This window comes from Streptomyces prunicolor NBRC 13075 (genome assembly GCF_000367365.1).
GTDB classification, from domain to species: Bacteria; Actinomycetota; Actinomycetes; order Streptomycetales; family Streptomycetaceae; genus Streptomyces; species Streptomyces prunicolor.
This window is the reverse complement of the sequence record NZ_BARF01000074.1, coordinates 136,010-152,475: the sequence shown is the minus strand read 5'-3', so window position 1 is coordinate 152,475 and position 16,466 is coordinate 136,010. Positions and strand designations below refer to the sequence as shown.

Annotated in this window: 12 protein-coding genes and 1 riboswitch; of the genes, 3 read left to right on the top strand and 9 right to left on the bottom strand. The window is 70.4% G+C overall.

Translation table 11 applies throughout. The features are described from left to right. Window positions 1-44: 44 nt before the first annotated feature. The 4 genes from SPR02S_RS31645 to SPR02S_RS31630 all read right to left on the bottom strand — a co-directional run bounded on the left by SPR02S_RS31645 (window position 45) and on the right by SPR02S_RS31630 (window position 5,517). A complete protein-coding gene (locus SPR02S_RS31645; protein WP_019061043.1) occupies window positions 45-695 on the bottom strand; it encodes a thymidine kinase in 651 nt (216 codons plus the stop codon). A 67-nt stretch (window positions 696-762) separates the two neighbouring features. Continuing rightward, window positions 763-2,007 carry an alkaline phosphatase family protein gene (locus tag SPR02S_RS31640; RefSeq protein ID WP_019061042.1) on the bottom strand — a complete coding sequence of 415 codons (1,245 nt, stop codon included), beginning with the start codon at window positions 2,005-2,007 and terminating at the stop codon, window positions 763-765. Beyond that, window positions 2,007-2,603 carry a DUF5998 family protein gene (locus tag SPR02S_RS31635; protein WP_174447577.1) on the bottom strand — a complete coding sequence of 199 codons (597 nt, stop codon included), beginning with the start codon at window positions 2,601-2,603 and terminating at the stop codon, window positions 2,007-2,009. Before SPR02S_RS31635 ends, SPR02S_RS31640 begins: the two co-directional genes overlap by 1 nt. A 91-nt stretch (window positions 2,604-2,694) precedes the next feature. Then, window positions 2,695-5,517, bottom strand: coding sequence for a bifunctional acetate--CoA ligase family protein/GNAT family N-acetyltransferase (locus tag SPR02S_RS31630; RefSeq protein ID WP_019061040.1), 2,823 nt, complete (start codon window positions 5,515-5,517; stop codon window positions 2,695-2,697). 188 nt (window positions 5,518-5,705) lie between these two features. On the opposite strand from SPR02S_RS31630, the gene SPR02S_RS31625 reads away from it, so the two are divergent. Beyond that, window positions 5,706-5,987: an HPr family phosphocarrier protein gene (locus SPR02S_RS31625; RefSeq protein ID WP_019061039.1), complete on the top strand. Its 282-nt coding sequence runs from the start codon at window positions 5,706-5,708 to the stop codon at window positions 5,985-5,987. A gap of 221 nt (window positions 5,988-6,208) precedes the next feature. On the opposite strand, the gene SPR02S_RS31620 is transcribed toward SPR02S_RS31625, so the two are convergent. From SPR02S_RS31620 to SPR02S_RS31605, 4 genes are all read right to left on the bottom strand, one after another. Continuing rightward, window positions 6,209-6,904 (bottom strand): GntR family transcriptional regulator, encoded by a 696-nt coding sequence (locus tag SPR02S_RS31620; RefSeq protein ID WP_019061038.1) that lies wholly within the window; start codon window positions 6,902-6,904, stop codon window positions 6,209-6,211. Between the two features lie 188 nt (window positions 6,905-7,092). Further along, complete coding sequence (locus SPR02S_RS31615; RefSeq protein ID WP_019061037.1) at window positions 7,093-7,848, bottom strand: M23 family metallopeptidase; 756 nt, start codon at window positions 7,846-7,848, stop codon at window positions 7,093-7,095. 13 nt (window positions 7,849-7,861) lie between these two features. Further along, window positions 7,862-8,021, bottom strand: a riboswitch (cyclic di-AMP (ydaO/yuaA leader). Window positions 8,022-8,235: 214 nt separating this feature from the next. Beyond that, on the bottom strand, window positions 8,236-9,624 hold the full coding sequence (locus SPR02S_RS31610) for a M16 family metallopeptidase (protein ID WP_019061036.1): 1,389 nt from the start codon (window positions 9,622-9,624) through the stop codon (window positions 8,236-8,238). Continuing rightward, window positions 9,621-10,988, bottom strand: a complete 1,368-nt coding sequence (locus SPR02S_RS31605; protein ID WP_043258609.1) for a M16 family metallopeptidase — start codon at window positions 10,986-10,988, stop codon at window positions 9,621-9,623. Before SPR02S_RS31605 ends, SPR02S_RS31610 begins: the two co-directional genes overlap by 4 nt. 327 nt (window positions 10,989-11,315) lie before the next feature. Between SPR02S_RS31605 and SPR02S_RS31600 the strand changes: the two genes are divergently transcribed. Next, entirely contained in the window at window positions 11,316-13,772 is a 2,457-nt protein-coding gene (locus SPR02S_RS31600) for a DNA gyrase/topoisomerase IV subunit A (RefSeq protein WP_019061034.1), read from the top strand. 9 nt (window positions 13,773-13,781) lie between these two features. Here the strand turns inward: SPR02S_RS31600 and SPR02S_RS31595 are convergent, their stop codons facing one another. Further along, window positions 13,782-14,897, bottom strand: coding sequence for a CobW family GTP-binding protein (locus SPR02S_RS31595; RefSeq protein WP_078623071.1), 1,116 nt, complete (start codon window positions 14,895-14,897; stop codon window positions 13,782-13,784). A gap of 806 nt (window positions 14,898-15,703) precedes the next feature. On the opposite strand from SPR02S_RS31595, the gene SPR02S_RS31590 reads away from it, so the two are divergent. Next, window positions 15,704-16,261: a DUF6082 family protein gene (locus tag SPR02S_RS31590; RefSeq protein WP_026151034.1), complete on the top strand. Its 558-nt coding sequence runs from the start codon at window positions 15,704-15,706 to the stop codon at window positions 16,259-16,261. The last annotated feature ends 205 nt before the right edge of the window (window positions 16,262-16,466 follow it).

The following is a 16,466-nucleotide window of genomic DNA, read 5'->3' as shown; positions in this document are numbered from 1 at the left end:
AGGAGGTTCTCGCCGTGGAGGGACTAAGGAGGGGGTTCTCGCCGTCAGGCGGAGTTGACCGGCAGGACGTCGGGCGACAGCGCGCCCGCGTGGGCCGACGCCCTGGTCACCCGGCGGAGGTGGTGCCGACGGCACAGGACCTCGTAACCGATCTCCTCCACCGGGCGGTTGACGTCGCCGACGACCACCTGGGCGCCCGCGACCACCATCTCGGCGCCCACGGTGCGGGCATTGTGCGTCGCCCGGGCGCCGCACCAGCACAGGGCCTCCACCTGGAGGGTCTCGATCCGGTCGGCCAGCTCGATCAGCCGCTGGGAACCGGGGAAGAGTTTGGTGCGGAAGTCGGTGGTGATCCCGAAGGCGAAGACATCGAGACCCAGGTCGTCGACGACCCGCGCCAGCTGGTCGATCTGCTCCGGCGCGAGGAACTGCGCCTCGTCGACGATCACGTAGTCGATCTTGCCGCCCTGGGACAGCTGATCGACCAGGTACCCGTACAGGTCCATGCCCTCGGTGGCCTCGACCGCGTCCGTGACCAGACCCAGCCGCGAGGACAGCTTTCCCTCCCCCGCTCGGTCGTCCCGGGTGAAGATCACGCCCTGAAGCCCTCGGGCCGCACGGTTGTGCCCGATCTGAAGCGCCAGGGTCGACTTCCCGCAGTCCATCGTTCCGGAGAAGAACACCAGCTCGGGCATGGGGAGTTGAGCACCTTTCGGCGAAGAGGAGGAGCGTGCGGAGGACGGGACGGGGACAGGAGGGACTTCAGGAGCGTACTTCGAGCAGGGGGACCAGCTGCTCGGCAGGGGTCATCGAACCGTGGTTGCCGACCATCGCCGACTCCTTCGGCTCCCGCTCGGACGCGATGATCAGGACGTCGTCCCGGGCCGCCGCGATCACGTCGCCGAGGCGGTCGTAGACGCGCTCGTCGATCTTCGGCCCGAACCAGCCCGCCGCGATCGCCTCGTCCCGCGAGGCGACCCAGAACTGCTCGCCGAGCACCTCGCGCCAGCAGGTCAGTACGTCGTTCTCGGCGCCCCGCACGGCGTAGACGTGGCGGGCGCGGCCCTCGCCGCCGAGCAGGGCGACGCCGGCGCGCAGTTCCCAGTCCGCGTCGAAGTCGATGCGGTGGTCCTCGTCGAAGGGCACATCGATCATGCCGTGGTCGGCGGTGACGTACAGGGCGCTGCGCGGCGGCAGTTGCTCGGCGAGGCGCTGGACGAGCCGGTCGACGTACATGAGTTGACCGCGCCAGGTGTCGGAGGCGATGCCGTAGCGATGGCCGGCGCCGTCGAGTTCGGCGTAGTACGTGTACACCAACGAGCGGTCCCCGGCGGCCAGTTGCTCGGCCGCGAGGTCCATGCGCTCCTCGCCGGTCAGCCGCCCGTGGAACGTTCCGCCGCTGAGCGCGATCTTCGTCAGCGGGGTGTTCTGGAAGGTGGGGGACGACACCTGCGCCGCGTGCACACCGGCGTCATGGGCCAGCTGGAAGATCGTGGGGTACGGCTGCCAGGCCTTCGGTTCGCTCCACGGCTGCCAGCGCAGTTGGTTCATCAGCGCGCCGGTGGCCGGGTTGCGCACGGTGTAGCCGGGCAGGCCGTGGGCGCCGGGCGGCAGGCCGGTGCCGACGGAGGCGAGGGAGGTCGCGGTGGTCGCCGGGTAACCGGCGGTGAGCGGGCGTCCCGTACCACCGCGCGAGCTGCCCAGGAGCGCGTGCAGATAGGGCGCCTCGTCGGCGTGGTCCTTGATCTGCTCCCAGCCGAGACCGTCGATCAGGAAGACGCAGTTGCGGTCGGCCGGGGTCAGCTCCGGGATCGCCGCGGTCGTACCGGGTACGCCCATGCCCGCGGCCAGCGTGGGCAGCAGGTCGGCGAGGGAGCCGGAGCCGTACTCGGGGACGGGCGCGGACTCGACGGCGAGGGGCTCCGGGTGGTCCCAGGTGGCGGAATCAGGAGGGGTGGGCGCGGAGCGCCCTCGATCATGGGCGGCGGGGGGAGACGGGTGGGACATTATCGCGGTACGTCCGCGGTCGCCTCGGAGAGCGACTGCGCGAAGGCGAGGGTCTCCCGCACCGTCTCGGGGCCGTCCCCGGCCTCGCTGACGCGCAGGCTCAGGTCGTCCGCCGTCGAATTGCCCGTGTAGCCGTGGTCGGCCTCGCAGTTGGGGTCGCCGCAGGCGGCCGGCTCCAGGTCGATCCGGGCGACGGCACCCCAGCCGATGGTCAACACGACCTCACGGGGCAGCGTGCCCGGCGCGTACGACTCCGGGTTGGCGACCACGCGGCTGAGCACCACCGACGAGATCCGGCCGAGCTTCACGGACTCCGTGGACGTCGTGGCGTACGGCGTCGGGGAGGTGCTGTCGGCGGACTGCTCGTCGGTGTGGCTGACGATGAAGCGGTTGCCGGTGAGGACGAGCACGGTCACGTGCCGGCGCACCTCGTTCTGGTCGAACGTGGTCTCCTGGTGGACCAGGAACGACCGGATCGGCTCGCCGCCCACGGCGGCCTCCACCGCCTCGGCCACGAGGGCCGGGTAGTAGCCGCTGCGCTCGATCGCCGCACGCAGCCCCTGGGTCGTCGTACTGGTCTTGGCCATGACGTCCATCCTACGGTGGCGCACTGACTGCGAGGCACCGTCGAGCACGGTCTCGTCACAGCTGTCTCAGTACACGGGACCGGTCACCGGAGACACGGGATCAGTACACGGGAAGCGTCCGCGGGCCGAGGTCGTCGCGGACCGGCGGCGGGGCCAGGCGGACGGACGCGCCGAGCACGCTCAGGCCGTGCGCGGCCACGACGACCGGCTCCAGGGTCACCGCGACGACCTCGGGATGATCGTCGACCAGCCGCGACACCCGCAGCATCAGCTCCTCCAGGGCAGGCGTGTCGACCGGCGTGGAGCCGCGCCAGCCGAACAGGAGCGGCGCCGTGCGGATCGACCGGATCAGCGAACCGGCCTCCCGGTCCGTGACCGGAATCAGCCGGTGCGCCGTGTCCCCGAGCAGCTGCGAGGCGGCTCCGGCGAGCCCGAACGACAGCACGGCCCCGGCCGCCGGATCGATGACGGCCCGTACGACGGTGTCGACCCCGCGCGGCGCCATCCGCTGTACGACCGGCCGCAGCTCCTGCGGCGTCCCGAACAGCTCGCCCAACTCGGCGTACGCCCGCCGCAGTTGCTCCTCGTCCGCGAGATCCAGGCGTACGCCGCCCAGGTCGGCCCGGTGTCGCAGGTGCGGGGCGGTGGCCTTGAGGGCGACCGGGTAGCCGAGGGTGCGGGCGGCCTCGGCGGCGGCGTCGGGGGTGGGTGCGGGCAGCGCGCGGTGGACGTCGACGCCGTATTTCCCGAGCAGCTCGCACGTCTCCTCGACGCCGAGCGTGAGCCCCTGCCCGCGCGCGAGCAGCCCGCCGATCAGCTCTGCGGACCCCTTCTCGTCGATGTCCTCGAACTCGGGTACCCGTCCGGGGTCGACGGCCTCACGCCGCCACTGCGCGTACTTCACGGCTTCGGCGAGCGCCCGGACGGCACGCTCGGCGGCGGGGTAGGCGGGGATGAGGCCGCCGCCCTCGGATGCCGGCACCGCGGTGGGCGGGCGTTCGATACGGCCGGCAGGTTGGACACCGCCTTCAACACCGGGCGTCTTGGCACCGGCCTGTGGGGCCGTGCTCATCGCGGCCGACAGCGCCGCCGCAAGCCCCCCGAGCTCCACGTGCACCACCAGTACCGGCTTCCCGGGAACCTCCTGGGCAGCCGACCGCAACGCCTCGGCCAACGCCGCGTCCTCCTCGGGGCCCTCCCCCACCGCGGGTATCGCGGTCACGACCACCGCGTCGCAGGAGTCGTCGGCCAGCGCCCCGGACAGCGCCCGATGAAAGTCCTCCGCCGTCGCCGCCGTGGTCAGATCCAGCGGAGCGAGCGGCCGCAACCCCTCGGAGAGGCACGCGTCGTAGGTCAGCAGCCCCAGCGATTCCGAGTTGCCCACGATCGCCACCCGCGCCCCGCCGGGCAACGGCTGCCGCGCGAGCAGCAACCCCGTGTCGACCAACTCGGTGATCGTCTCGACGCGGATCACCCCGGCCTGCCGCAGCAGCGCGGACACGGTCGCGTGCGGCAACCGCGTCGCCCGTACTGCATGCCCCTGGGGGGCGGATCCGGCGCCCTGGACCACGACCAGCGGCTTCGCCGCCGCGGTGCGCCGGGCGAGGCGGGTGAACTTGCGGGGGTTGCCGATGGACTCCAGGTACATGAGGGCGACGTCGGTGTCGGGATCGTCGTACCAGTACTGAAGGACGTCGTTGCCGGACACGTCCGCGCGGTTGCCGGACGACACGAACGTGGAGACGCCGGTGACTCCGGTGACCCCGCCCCCGCGCCGGTGCAGCCGGGACAGCAGCGCGATACCGATGGCGCCGGACTGGGCGAACAGGCCGATGCGTCCGGGGCGGGGCATCTCGGGCGCGAGGGACGCGTTCAGCCGTACGTCGGCGGCGGTGTTGATGACCCCGAAGGCGTTCGGCCCGATGATGCGCATGCCGTACGTGCGCGCGTGGCGCACGAGTTCGCGCTGGCGCTCGCGTCCCTCGGGGCCGCTCTCGGCGTACCCGGCGGTGACCACGACGAGCCCCTGCACCCCGTGTTCGCCGCACTCGGTGACGACTTCGGGGACGTGCTCGACCGGAACGGCGACCACTACCAGGTCCACAGGGCCTTCGATGTCACGCACCGAGCGGTACGCCGGCACCCCGTCGAGGTCCTTCTGCTCCTCGGGGAAGGCCTTGTTCACGGCGTACAGGCCACCGGTGAAACCGGCGTCCCTGATGTTGTCGAGAACGCTGCGGCCCACCCCTCCGGGGGAACGGCCGACACCGACGACGGCGACCGAGCCGGGCCCCAACAGCCGTCGTACGGACCGGGCTTCGGCGCGCTGCTCCCGCGCGCGCTGCACGGCGAGGGACCTGTCAGTGGGTTCGAGGTCAAACTCCAGGCGTACGACGCCGTCCTCGAAGCTGCGCTTCTGGGTGTAGCCGGCGTCCGTGAACACCTTGATCATCTTGTTGTTGGCCGGCAGCACCTCGGCGGCGAAACGGCGGATGCCGCGCTCGCGGGCGACGGCCGCGATGTGCTCCAGGAGGGCGGAGGCGACACCCCTCCCCTGGTGGGCGTCCTGCACCAGGAAGGCGACCTCGGCCTCGTCGGCCGGGGCGGTGGCGGCACGCCCGTCGGCACTAATGCGGTCATAGCGTACGGTGGCGATGAACTCGCCGCCTACGGTGGCCGCGAGTCCCACCCGGTCCACAAAGTCGTGGTGCGTGAAGCGGTGGACATCCTTGGCGGACAGGCGAGGATACGGCGCGAAGAAGCGGTAGTACTTCGACTCGTCGGAGACCTGCTCGTAGAAGCTGACCAGGCGATCGGCGTCGTCGACGGTGATGGGCCTGACGCGCGCGGTACCCCCGTCGCGCAGCACCACGTCGGCTTCCCAGTGGGCGGGGTACTCGTGCCGGTCCGACGAGGTCTGCATGGGCCCCAGCGTACGGCTCGCGTCCGACAACGGCGCGAGGCAGTCTGGGGGAGAAAGCAGCATGGGGAAGTCGGGCCGAGGCCGCGGTCCGACGACTCGCTCCGGACGGTCCACAGGGCCGCTCCGGGCTCGCTTCACGTGTGGGAAACTGGTCTAGACAACCCTGAGACTCTGAAGGGCAGCATCACATGGCTGAGCGCCGCGTCAACGTCGGCTGGGCGGAGGGCCTTCACGCCCGCCCCGCCTCCATCTTCGTCCGGGCCACCACGGCCTCGGGTATCCCCGTGACGATCGCCAAGGCCGACGGCAACCCCGTCAACGCGGCCTCCATGCTCGCGGTTCTGGGCCTGGGCGCCCAGGGCGGCGAGGAGATCGTCCTCGCCTCCGAGGCCGAGGGCGCGGACGCGGCCCTCGACCGCCTGGCGAAGCTGGTCGCGGAGGGCCTTGAGGAACTCCCCGAAACGGTCTGAGCGCGCCCCCCCTTTGCGCCTGAACCGGCGCCGCTCTCGCGGAGGCGGTTGCGCGCCACGGGGGTTCCTCAATTGATGGTTGCGGTGCTTTTCACCGCAAAACACTGCACGCAACCTCGAAGGGCTCGTCCGAATTACCGGGCGAGCCCTTCGCAATTCCACTTACGGGCAGCAGAAATAATCCCCCGCGAATTATCTCCTCTTTGTATACGGTGCCCGTGTTAATGCCGCAGGCCGGACATGTTTACGGGAGGTTGCGAAGTCCTCACACGGTCCGTGCCGTTCGCCCCGCCGGGAAAGCGCAGCCGGTGCGCGGTGCCCGCGCGCTCGGTGTGCAGGGCGGTGATCGCGCGGGCGCGCTCGCTGTCGCCGCGTGCCACCGCGTCCACGATGGCGCCGTGCTCGGCCCAGGACTCGACGGGGTTGGCCGGTGCGTCCACCGCGTACATCCAGGCGATCTTGTGCCGCAGCTGGGTCAGCATCGAGGTCAGCGCGGGGCTCCCGGAGGCCTGGGCCAGCGTCTCGTGGAACCAGCTGCCCAGGGAGCGCAGATCCTCGCTGTTGCCCCTCCTGGCGCGCTCCTGACCCAGCCTGACGAGGCCGCGCAGCACCTTGAGGTGGGCCTCGGTGCGCCGCTGGGCGGCCCGTGAGGCGCCGAGCGGCTCCAGCAGCATCCGCATCTCCAAGAGGTCGGCGGCCTCCTGCTCGGTCGGTTCCGCGACGCACGCGCCCGCGTGCCGCCGGGTCACCACGAACCCCTCGGCCTCCAGCGTGCGCAGGGCCTCCCGGACGGGGACGCGCGAGACGCCGTACCGGCGCGCGAGGAGTTCCTCCGTGAGCCGGCTGCCGCGCTCGTAGACACCGGCGACGATGTCGTCCCGGATCGCCGTGCATACCGAGTGCGCCGGAATACGCATGTCCGACCTCCGCCTTAATCCCCGTGAAACGTCGACGATTGACGTGTGTTCCGTGACTCTATTGCAATCAGCGGGAATTTCCGATGGCGGACCGGAATCCATGCATATTTTTTGGACAGATGGGCCCTGGAAAGGCCGAAAGCCCCGGCCGGGCGGGCCAGGGCTTCGGGAAGTGCGGCGGTGAGTCGTCAGACGTTCACACCGTGCTTGCGGAGGTAGGCGACGGGGTCGACGTCCGAGCCGTACTCGGCGGTCGTCCGGGCCTCGAAGTGGAGGTGCGGCCCGGTGACGTTGCCGGTCGCCCCGGAGAGGCCTATCTGCTGGCCCGGAGTGACCGTCTGGCCGACGGAGACACCGATGGAGGACAGGTGGCCGTACATGGTGTACATGCCGTCGGCCATCTTGATCACGACCTCATTGCCGTACGAGCCGCCCCAGCCCGCCTCGACGACGGTGCCGGAGCCGACCGCGTGGACGCTCGTGCCGGTCGAGGCGTGGAAGTCGATGCCGGTGTGGGCGCCGGAGGACCAGAGGGAACCGCCGGTCTTGTAGCCGGTGGAGACGTACGAGCCGGTGACCGGAGCGACGAAGGTGTTGAGCCTCTTGCGCTCGGCGGCGCGGGCGGCGCGCACCTCGGCCTCGCGCTCCGCCTTGGCCTGGGCTGCGGCCTTGGCCCGGGCGGTCTCCTTGGCCAGGGTTTCGGCGGCGGCCTGCTCCTGGGCGACGGCCTGGGCGTCGATCTTCTCGGCCACGGAGTCGCCGATGGCGACGACGGGGGTGAGGCCGGTCTGTTCGGGGGCGGGCTCTGCGGCGAACGCGGGGGCGCCGGCGAGGGTGCCGACGACGCCGGTGGTGGTGAGGGCCGCGACGCTCGCGACACGAACGGTGGTGCGGTGGGTCCGGCTCGGGCGACGGTGCTTCCCGGTGGCGCGGGTGAACGCCATGGAGTGGCTGGTCCTTTCCTTCCTTCTCGCCTACCGGGTTAGCTGACGGGTTCGGAGCAGGAAGGTCTCCTACGGACCCCCTCGCTGTGCGCGCGGGCGTCCGATTCACCCCAGGGACGTGGGTCCCCGGCTCCCCTGGCTCGCGCCGTACGGGGACTCGGCGATGACTGTCCGGTGCCGCGAGTGCGGCGCGGTGCCTGACGGACAGCCGGACCGACGCTAAGGGGGGCCACTTTCAATCCCCAAACGGATCACGGAATTTGTTGCACATGCCACAGGGCAGACAGGCAACCTCTCCCCCAATTCGGACATTAAGGGGCCCTGATGACTCTTCAGTCACCAGGGCCCCCACGCGCGCGTGCCGCTCTTCGGTTCGCTACGGGTCGTCTACTCGGCCGCGACGACGGTCACTTCGCCGATACCGAGAGCCTCCACTGGCTCCTTGATCTGCTCCGCGTCGCCGACGAGGATCGTCACCAGACGGTCCACCGGGAAGGCGTTCACGACCGCCGCGGTGGCCTCCACGGTGCCGGTCGCGGCGAGCTGCTGGTACAGCGTCGCCTGGTAGTCGTCGGGCAGGTGCTGCTCGACCTGGTCGGCCAGCGTGCTCGCGACGGCCGCGGCGGTCTCGTACTTGAGCGGCGCCACCCCGACGAGGTTCTGTACGGCGATGTCCCGCTCGGCGTCGGTGAGTCCGCCCTCGGCGAGCTTGCGCAGCACCGTCCACAGGTCGTCCAGCGCGGGACCGGTGTTCGGGGTGTCCACGGAGCCGCTGATGGCGAGCATCGAGGCGCCCGTGCCGTCGGGTGCCGAGCGCAGCACCTGGCCGAACGCCCGCACGCCGTAGGTGTAGCCCTTCTCCTCGCGCAGGACGCGGTCCAGGCGGGAGGTGAGGGTGCCGCCGAGGCAGTACGTGCCGAGCACCTGGGCGGGCCACACGCGGTCGTGCCGGTCGGATCCGACCCGGCCGATGAGCAGCTGGGTCTGGACGGCGCCGGGACGGTGCACGATCACGACCCGCCCGGTGTCGTCGGCGGTGACCGGCGGCACGGGGCGCGGCTGCGCGGTGGAGCCCGTCCACGAGCCCAGGGTGTCGGCGAGGAGGGCGTCCAGGTCGATGCCGGTGAGATCGCCGACGACCACGACGGTGGCCGTGGCGGGGCGGACGTGCCGCTCGTAGAAGGCGCGTACGGCCCCGGAGTCGATCTTCTGGACGGTCTCCTCGGTGCCCTGGCGCGGACGCGACATGCGCGAGGTCGCCGGGAACAGCTCCTTGGAGAGCTCCTTGGCCGCGCGGCGGGACGGGTTGGCCGTCTCGTGCGGGATCTCGTCGAGGCGGTTGCGGACCAGCCGCTCGACCTCGCTGTCGGCGAAGGCGGGCGCCCGCAGCGCGTCGGACAGCAGGCCGAGGCCCTTGGCCAGACGCGAGGCCGGTACCTCCAGGCTGAGGCGCAGCCCGGGGTGGTCGGCGTGCGCGTCGAGGGTGGCGCCGGAGCGCTCCAGCTCGGCGGCGAACTCCTCGGCGGAGTGCTTGTCGGTGCCCTCGGAGAAGGCCCGCGCGGTGATCGTGGCGACACCGTCCAGACCGGCCGGTTCGGCCTCCAGGGGCGCGTCCAGGAGCACCTCGACGGCGACTACCTGCTGGCCGGGGCGGTGGCAGCGCAGCACGGTCAGGCCGTTGCCGAGCGTCCCGCGCTCCGGGGCCGGGAAGGCCCACGGCCTGGCCTCGCCGGCCTGGGGCTGCGGGTGGAATTCCATCGTGGCGAGCTCGGTCACTTGGCCGCCTCCTCGTTCTCGTCGCCGGCCGCTGCCGCCGCTTCGTCCTCGTCGTCCTCGTCCGCGATGGGCTCGTAGACGAGCACCGCGCGGTTGTCGGGGCGCAGGCGGGCCTTGGCGACCTCCTGCACCTCCTCCGCCGTCACGTCCAGGACGCGCTGTACGGCGGTCAGGGCGAGCTGCGCGTCGCCGAACAGGACGGCGTACCGGCACAGTTCGTCCGCGCGGCCCGCGACCGTGCCGAGCCGGTCCAGCCACTCGCGCTCCAACTGGGCCTGGGCGCGCTCCATTTCCTCGGCGGTGGGGCCCTCCTCGGCGAACCGGGCGAGTTCCTCGTCGATGGCGGCCTCGATGACCGGCACCTCGACGTCACCGGACGTCTTGACGTCCAGCCACCCCAGGGAGGGCGCCCCGGCCAGCCGCAGCAGACCGAAGCCGGCCGCGACGGCCGTACGGTCGCGCCGTACAAGGCGGTTGTAGAGGAGCGAGGACTCGCCGCCGCCCAGGATGGTGAGGGCGAGGTCGGCCGCGTCGGACGCGCGCGTGCCGTCCTCCGGGAGCCGGTAGGCGCACATCAGGGCGCGCGCCGGGACCTCCTCGACGACGACCTCGCGCAGCTCGCCGCCCATCGTGTCGGGCAGCGCGCCGTCACGAGGCGTCGGCTTGCCGTCGTGCGCGGCGATGGACCCGAAGTACCTCTCGACCCAGGCGAGCGTCTGCTCGGGGTCGATGTCGCCGACCACGGACAGGACCGCGTTGTTGGGCGCGTAGTAGGTGCGGAAGAACGCGCGCGCGTCCTCCAGGGTGGCCGCGTCCAGGTCAGCCATCGAGCCGATGGGCGTGTGGTGGTAGGGGTGGCCCTCTGGGTAGGCGAGGGCGGTCAGCTTCTCGAACGCCGTCCCGTAGGGCACGTTGTCGTAGCGCTGGCGGCGCTCGTTCTTGACGACGTCCCGCTGGTTCTCCATGGACTCCTCGTCCAGGGCGGCCAGCAGGGAGCCCATCCGGTCGGCCTCCAGCCAGAGGGCGAGCTCCAACTGGTGGGTGGGCATGGTCTCGAAGTAGTTCGTGCGCTCGAAGCTGGTGGTGCCGTTGAGCGAACCGCCCGCGCCCTGCACCAGTTCGAAGTGGCCGTTGCCCTTCACCTGTCCGGAGCCCTGGAACATCAGGTGCTCGAAGAGGTGAGCCAGGCCGGTACGCCCCTTGACCTCGTGGCGGGAACCGACGTCGTACCAGAGGCACACCGCCGCGACCGGGGTCAGGTGGTCCTCGGAGAGGACCACGCGCAGACCGTTGGCCAAGCGGTGTTCGGTCGCTGTCAGACCGCCGGATCCTGCCTCGGCGGTGGCCGTGTGACCCATGGGCATGTACGTCCCTTCGATCGCGGATTATCTGGCTGGAACCGCAGAAATCCTGCTCGTCCCGCCACTGTATGCAAGCGTGCGGACCGTCGGCGAAGTTCCCGGCGGACGTACGCCCAGAGCGAGATCGCGTAGCCTGCGGGCAGTCGCACACGTGGACTCACGCGGCAGCCGTCGGTGACGGAGCCGAGCGGCCAACGCCGGGTCCTGGTCCGCGTTGTCAGTGCCGCGGTCCACAATGGTTCACGTCAAGACCCCGTTCACGCTTCAGCAAGAGTGAGCCGAAGGGGAGCGACCCCCAGGCGAGCGACCAGAAAAGAGGAGCCGGCAGCGATGGCCCGCCGCAGCACGAAGACCCCGCCGCCCGACGACTCGTTCGAGGAGCGGATCCTCGACATCGACGTCGTCGACGAGATGCAGGGCTCCTACCTTGAGTACGCGTACTCGGTCATCTACTCCCGAGCCCTGCCGGACGCCCGGGACGGCCTGAAGCCGGTCCACCGACGGATCGTCTACCAGATGGACGAGATGGGCCTGCGCCCCGACCGCGGCTATGTGAAGTGCGCGCGTGTCGTCGGCGAGGTCATGGGCAAGCTGCACCCGCACGGCGACGCGTCGATCTACGACGCCCTGGTGCGCATGGCCCAGCCCTTCTCCATGCGCGTCCCGCTGGCCGACGGCCACGGCAACTTCGGCTCGCTGGGCAACGACGACCCGCCGGCCGCGATGCGGTACACCGAGTGCCGGCCGTCCGAAGCGGCCAACCTGATGACCGAGTCGATCGACGAGGACACGGTCGACTTCACCCCGAACTACGACGGCCAGGAGCAGGAGCCGGTGGCCCTGCCCGCCGCCTTCCCGAACCTCCTGGTGAACGGCTCGTCGGGCATCGCCGTTGGCATGGCCACCAACATGCCGCCGCACAACCTGGGCGAAGTCATCGCCGCCGCCCGCCACTTGATCCGCTACCCGAACGCGGACCTGGACACCCTGATGCGGCACGTCCCCGGCCCCGACCTGCCCACGGGCGGCCGGATCGTCGGTCTCACCGGCATCCGGGACGCGTACGAGACCGGCCGCGGGACCTTCAAGATCCGCGCCACGGTCGCCGTGGACAACGTGACGGCACGCCGCAAGGGCATCATCGTCACCGAACTGCCCTTCTCCGTAGGCCCCGAGAAGGTGATCGCCAAGATCAAGGACCTGGTCGGCGCGAAGAAGCTCCAGGGCATCGCCGACGTCAAGGACCTCACCGACCGCGCGCACGGCCTGCGCCTGGTCATCGAGATCAAGAACGGCTTCGTACCGGAAGCGGTCCTGGAGCAGCTCTACAAACTGACGCCGATGGAGGAGTCCTTCGGCATCAACAACGTCGCCCTGGTCGACGGCCAGCCCCTCACGCTCGGCCTCAAGGAACTCCTGGAGGTCTATCTCGACCACCGCTTCAATGTCGTACGGCGCCGCAGCGAGTTCCGCCGTACCAAGCGGCGCGACCGTCTCCACCTGGTGGAGGGCCTGCTCACCGCGCTCATCGACATCGATGAGGTCATCCGGATCATCCGCTCCAGCGACAACTCGGGGCAGGCGAAGCAGAGCCTGATGGAGCGCTTCTCCCTGTCGGACATCCAGACGCAGTACATCCTGGACACCCCGCTCCGCCGCCTCACCCGGTTCGACCGGATCGAGCTGGAGTCGGAGATGGAGCGACTCCGCGCGGAGATCGCTGAGTTGACCCGCATCCTGGAGTCGGACACCGAGCTGCGCAAGCTGGTCTCGACCGAACTGGCCGCGGTGGCAAAGAAGTTCGGCACCGACCGGCGTACGGTCCTGCTGGAGTCGGCGGGCGCCCCCGCCGCCACCGTGCCGCTCCAGGTCGCCGACGACCCGTGCCGGGTACTGCTCTCCTCTACGGGCCTGCTGGCCCGTACGGCGAACGGCGAGCCCTTCCCGGAGGACTCCGAGGCCCGGCGCACCAAGCACGACGTGATCGTCTCGGCGGTCCCGGCAACGGCCCGCGGCGAGTTGGGCGCGGTCACCTCGGCCGGCCGCCTCCTGCGGATCAACGTCGTGGACCTCCCCCAGCTCCCGGAGACGGCCGCCGCGCCGAACCTCTCCGGTGGCGCGCAGGTCTCGGAGTTCGTCTCCCTGGACGAGGGCGAGACGGTCATCTGCCTCACCACCCTCGACGAGTCGTCCCCGGGGCTGGCCATCGGCACGGAGCAGGGCGTCGTCAAGCGCGTGGTCCCCGACTACCCCACGAACAAGGAGGAGTTGGAGGTCATCACGCTCAAGGACGGCGACCGGATCGTCGGCGCGGTCGAGCTGCGCACCGGCGAGGAGGACCTGGTCTTCATCGCGGACGACGCCCAACTGCTGCGCTACCAGGCCTCCCAGGTACGCCCCCAGGGCCGCGCGGCCGGCGGCATGGCGGGCATCAAACTCACCGAGGGCGCGAAGGTCATCTCCTTCACGGCGGTCGACCCGGCTGTGGACGCGGTCGTCTTCACGGTCGCGGGCTCGCGCGGCACCCTGGACGACTCCGTCCAGACGACGGCCAAGCTGACCCCGTTCGACCAGTACCCCCGCAAGGGCCGCGCCACCGGCGGCGTCCGCTGCCAGCGCTTCCTGAAGGGCGAGGACTGCCTGTCCCTGGCCTGGGCGGGCCCCGTACCGGCGAAGGCCGCGCAACGGGACGGCACCCCGGCGGAACTCCCGGAGATGGACCCGCGACGGGACGGCTCGGGCGTGTCGTTGGCGAAGACGGTGTCGGTGGTGGCGGGGCCGGTGTAGCGCCGCCCGTCAGTCGTCCAGTTCCGGATCGGGATCCGGGTCCAACTCGGGCTCGGACCCGGGTTGTTGGTCCAGCTCCTGGTTCAACTCCTGACCCGACTCCGATTCCTGTACGTAACGAAGGACGCCCCACATGCCGCGCTCGTCGGCGTGCGGGGCGTCGCCGTCTCTGCACGCCTCCAACTCCTTGCCGAGGGCGGGCATGTCGAGACCGGTACCGATGAGCACGAGCTGGGTCAGCCGGGTGTCACCACTGCCCCAGGCCTCTGGATAGAACCGCAGGAATCGCCCCACGGCGTGCACGGCATACCGATTACGCGAATCGTGGGCGCCGAAATCGACGTACCCCTTGATGCGGTAGAGCCCTTCGGGCCGACTGTCCAGGAACGCCATGAGCCTGCGCGGGTCCAGGGGCGAGTCGGACTCGAAGGAGAGACTGTCGTAGGCGGCGTGGAGATGGTCGGCATGCGCGTCGCCGCTGTGCTCCCCGCCCGTGTGCTCGTGCAGGTCGTCGAAGGTCAGCTGCCCGACGCGCTCCTCGTTCGGCCGACAGTCGAAGAGGAACTCCGGGTCGATGCGGCCGTAGGTGGCGGGCACGACGGCGGCACGGTCGGTGAGCGAGCGGACGAGACCGAGGACGCGCGGGGCATCGGCTGCCGCCCGGTCGAGCTTGTTGACGACGACGAGATCGGCGAGGGAGAGATGCCGGTCGATCTCGGGGTGCTTCGCTCGCGTGTCGTCGAACTCGACAGCGTCGACGACCTCGACGAGCCCGCCGTAGACGATCCCCGGATGCTCGCTGGCGAGCAGCATCCGCACCAGTTCCTCCGGTTCGGCGAGCCCGCTGGCCTCGATGACGATGACGTCGATACCGGCGGAGGGCCGGGCGAGCCGCTCCAGATAGACGTCGAGTTCACTGGCGTCGACGGCACAGCACAGGCACCCGTTGCCGAGCGACACGGTCGAGTCACCGAGCGCCCCGGCCACGGCCAGCGCATCGATCTCGATCGCCCCGAAATCATTGACGATCGCCCCGATACGGCTGCCGCCACTGCGGTGCAGGAGGTGGTTGAGCAGGGTCGTCTTACCGGAGCCGAGGAATCCGGCGAGGACGAGGACGGGGATCTGCGGGGGGTTCGGCGGCGGGGTTGGATTTGGGGCGGGGGTCGGGGCAGGGGTTGGGGTGGGCGCAGGGGCTGGGATCGGGTCCTGGATCGGGTCCGAGGTTGGAGACGGGACCGGGGTCGGGGTCGGGGTCGGGTCGGAGGCCGAAAACGGGGCCGGGATCGAGGCCGAAGCCGAGGTCGGAGCCGGAGCCGGAGCCGGAGCCGAGGTCGGAGCCGAGGCCGGGATCGGAGCCGAGGTCGGAGCCGGAGCCGAGGTCAGGTCCGAGGCAGGAACCGCGGTCGGATTCCGGCTCGGAACCAAGGTCGCGGCCAGGCTCAGAACGGAGGTTGCGGGTCGGCTCGGAACCGGGGTCGTGGCCAGGCCTGGAACCGGGGTCGTGGCCAGGCCCGGAACCGCGGTTGCGGGCAGGCCCGGATCAGGACTCGGAACCGACGCCGGATCGGTGCTCGGGCTCGGGCTTGCGCTCGGGCTCTGCTGGCTCAACGTGCGACCTCTTTCACGCCGACGCGTGCACCGGCTCTCGGTCCGGCACACGTACGGAGGTTGAATGCCGCCCCAGGATACGAGCCGGAAGAATCGCCGCGAAGTGAACGATTGTTAGCAGCACTTGCGGGGCAGACGTTGGGGAAGGCGCCGGTTCGTGCGACCCTCGCTTCCCTCCGTGCGCCTCCTCTCCGCCTCCCTGCCGATCAGAGCCGCTCGGCACTCTGGGAGACGGCAAGCGCCGCCCATCGCTCGCCGGTCCCCATCAGTCGACCCGCACCCCGACGACCGGCGGACGGCCGCCTGATTCGGGGGTTGACATGGCCACACAGAAACGTGGAATGCGGGGATTGGGGGCAATCGCCGTAGCGGGGACGGTCCTCGCGTCGGGAGCCCTCACGGCCCTGGCCGCACAGCGACACGTCATCGACTCGCTACGCGTGCGCGTGGAGCGCCTGGAGCAGACCACGCAAGCTCAGCGCGACGCCAACATCGCCCAGCAGCAGCGCCTTCACTGGGAATTGCTGAGCAAAGCCATGGACGACGCCGAACTCGCCGAGGTGCTGGACACCTACGAGCAGGGAGTCTCGACCAAGAAGCAGCGGCAGTTCCTGTTCGCCAATGCCCTGTACACCAATGCCCTCTGCTACTACCGCATCGGCAACATCAGCCGCGAGGAATTCTTCGGATTTGCCCGGGGTATCCTGCAGAATCCCATCTTCAGAGAATACTGGTATGCGACTCGGCCGCATCGGGCCACACTGATCGACGCCTCCGAGGAAGCGGAACTCGGACGGATGGTCGACGACCTCCTGCGCCAACTCGAAGACGCGGACGGTGACGAATGGTGGGTCGTGGGCGAACCACCCGCCGACTAGAACATCCCCCACTCCGCGGTACGCTGCCGGACGTCAAGTAGCGTCCCCCCGACGCACGTTCCGGGACCTTCACACTGTCGGGCCATAACGAACTGGCAAATCACGCGTTTCCCCTCATGCCAACAGGGTTGACTGCTCCGCGATCGCGCTGAGGGTCGACCCCCGTTGCGCGCAGGCACCAACGCCTTGAGACCAAGGGGAACTT

Coding starts and splice junctions, on each gene's coding strand:
- SPR02S_RS31605 (WP_043258609.1), bottom strand. CDS start 10,988: ATGCCCATGGGTCACACGGCCACCGCCGAGGCAGGATCCGGCGGTCTG.
- SPR02S_RS31640 (WP_019061042.1), bottom strand. CDS start 2,007: ATGTCCCACCCGTCTCCCCCCGCCGCCCATGATCGAGGGCGCTCCGCG.
- SPR02S_RS31625 (WP_019061039.1), top strand. CDS start 5,706: ATGGCTGAGCGCCGCGTCAACGTCGGCTGGGCGGAGGGCCTTCACGCC.
- SPR02S_RS31645 (WP_019061043.1), bottom strand. CDS start 695: ATGCCCGAGCTGGTGTTCTTCTCCGGAACGATGGACTGCGGGAAGTCG.
- SPR02S_RS31620 (WP_019061038.1), bottom strand. CDS start 6,904: ATGCGTATTCCGGCGCACTCGGTATGCACGGCGATCCGGGACGACATC.
- SPR02S_RS31635 (WP_174447577.1), bottom strand. CDS start 2,603: ATGGACGTCATGGCCAAGACCAGTACGACGACCCAGGGGCTGCGTGCG.
- SPR02S_RS31630 (WP_019061040.1), bottom strand. CDS start 5,517: ATGCAGACCTCGTCGGACCGGCACGAGTACCCCGCCCACTGGGAAGCC.
- SPR02S_RS31615 (WP_019061037.1), bottom strand. CDS start 7,848: ATGGCGTTCACCCGCGCCACCGGGAAGCACCGTCGCCCGAGCCGGACC.
- SPR02S_RS31590 (WP_026151034.1), top strand. CDS start 15,704: ATGGCCACACAGAAACGTGGAATGCGGGGATTGGGGGCAATCGCCGTA.
- SPR02S_RS31600 (WP_019061034.1), top strand. CDS start 11,316: ATGGCCCGCCGCAGCACGAAGACCCCGCCGCCCGACGACTCGTTCGAG.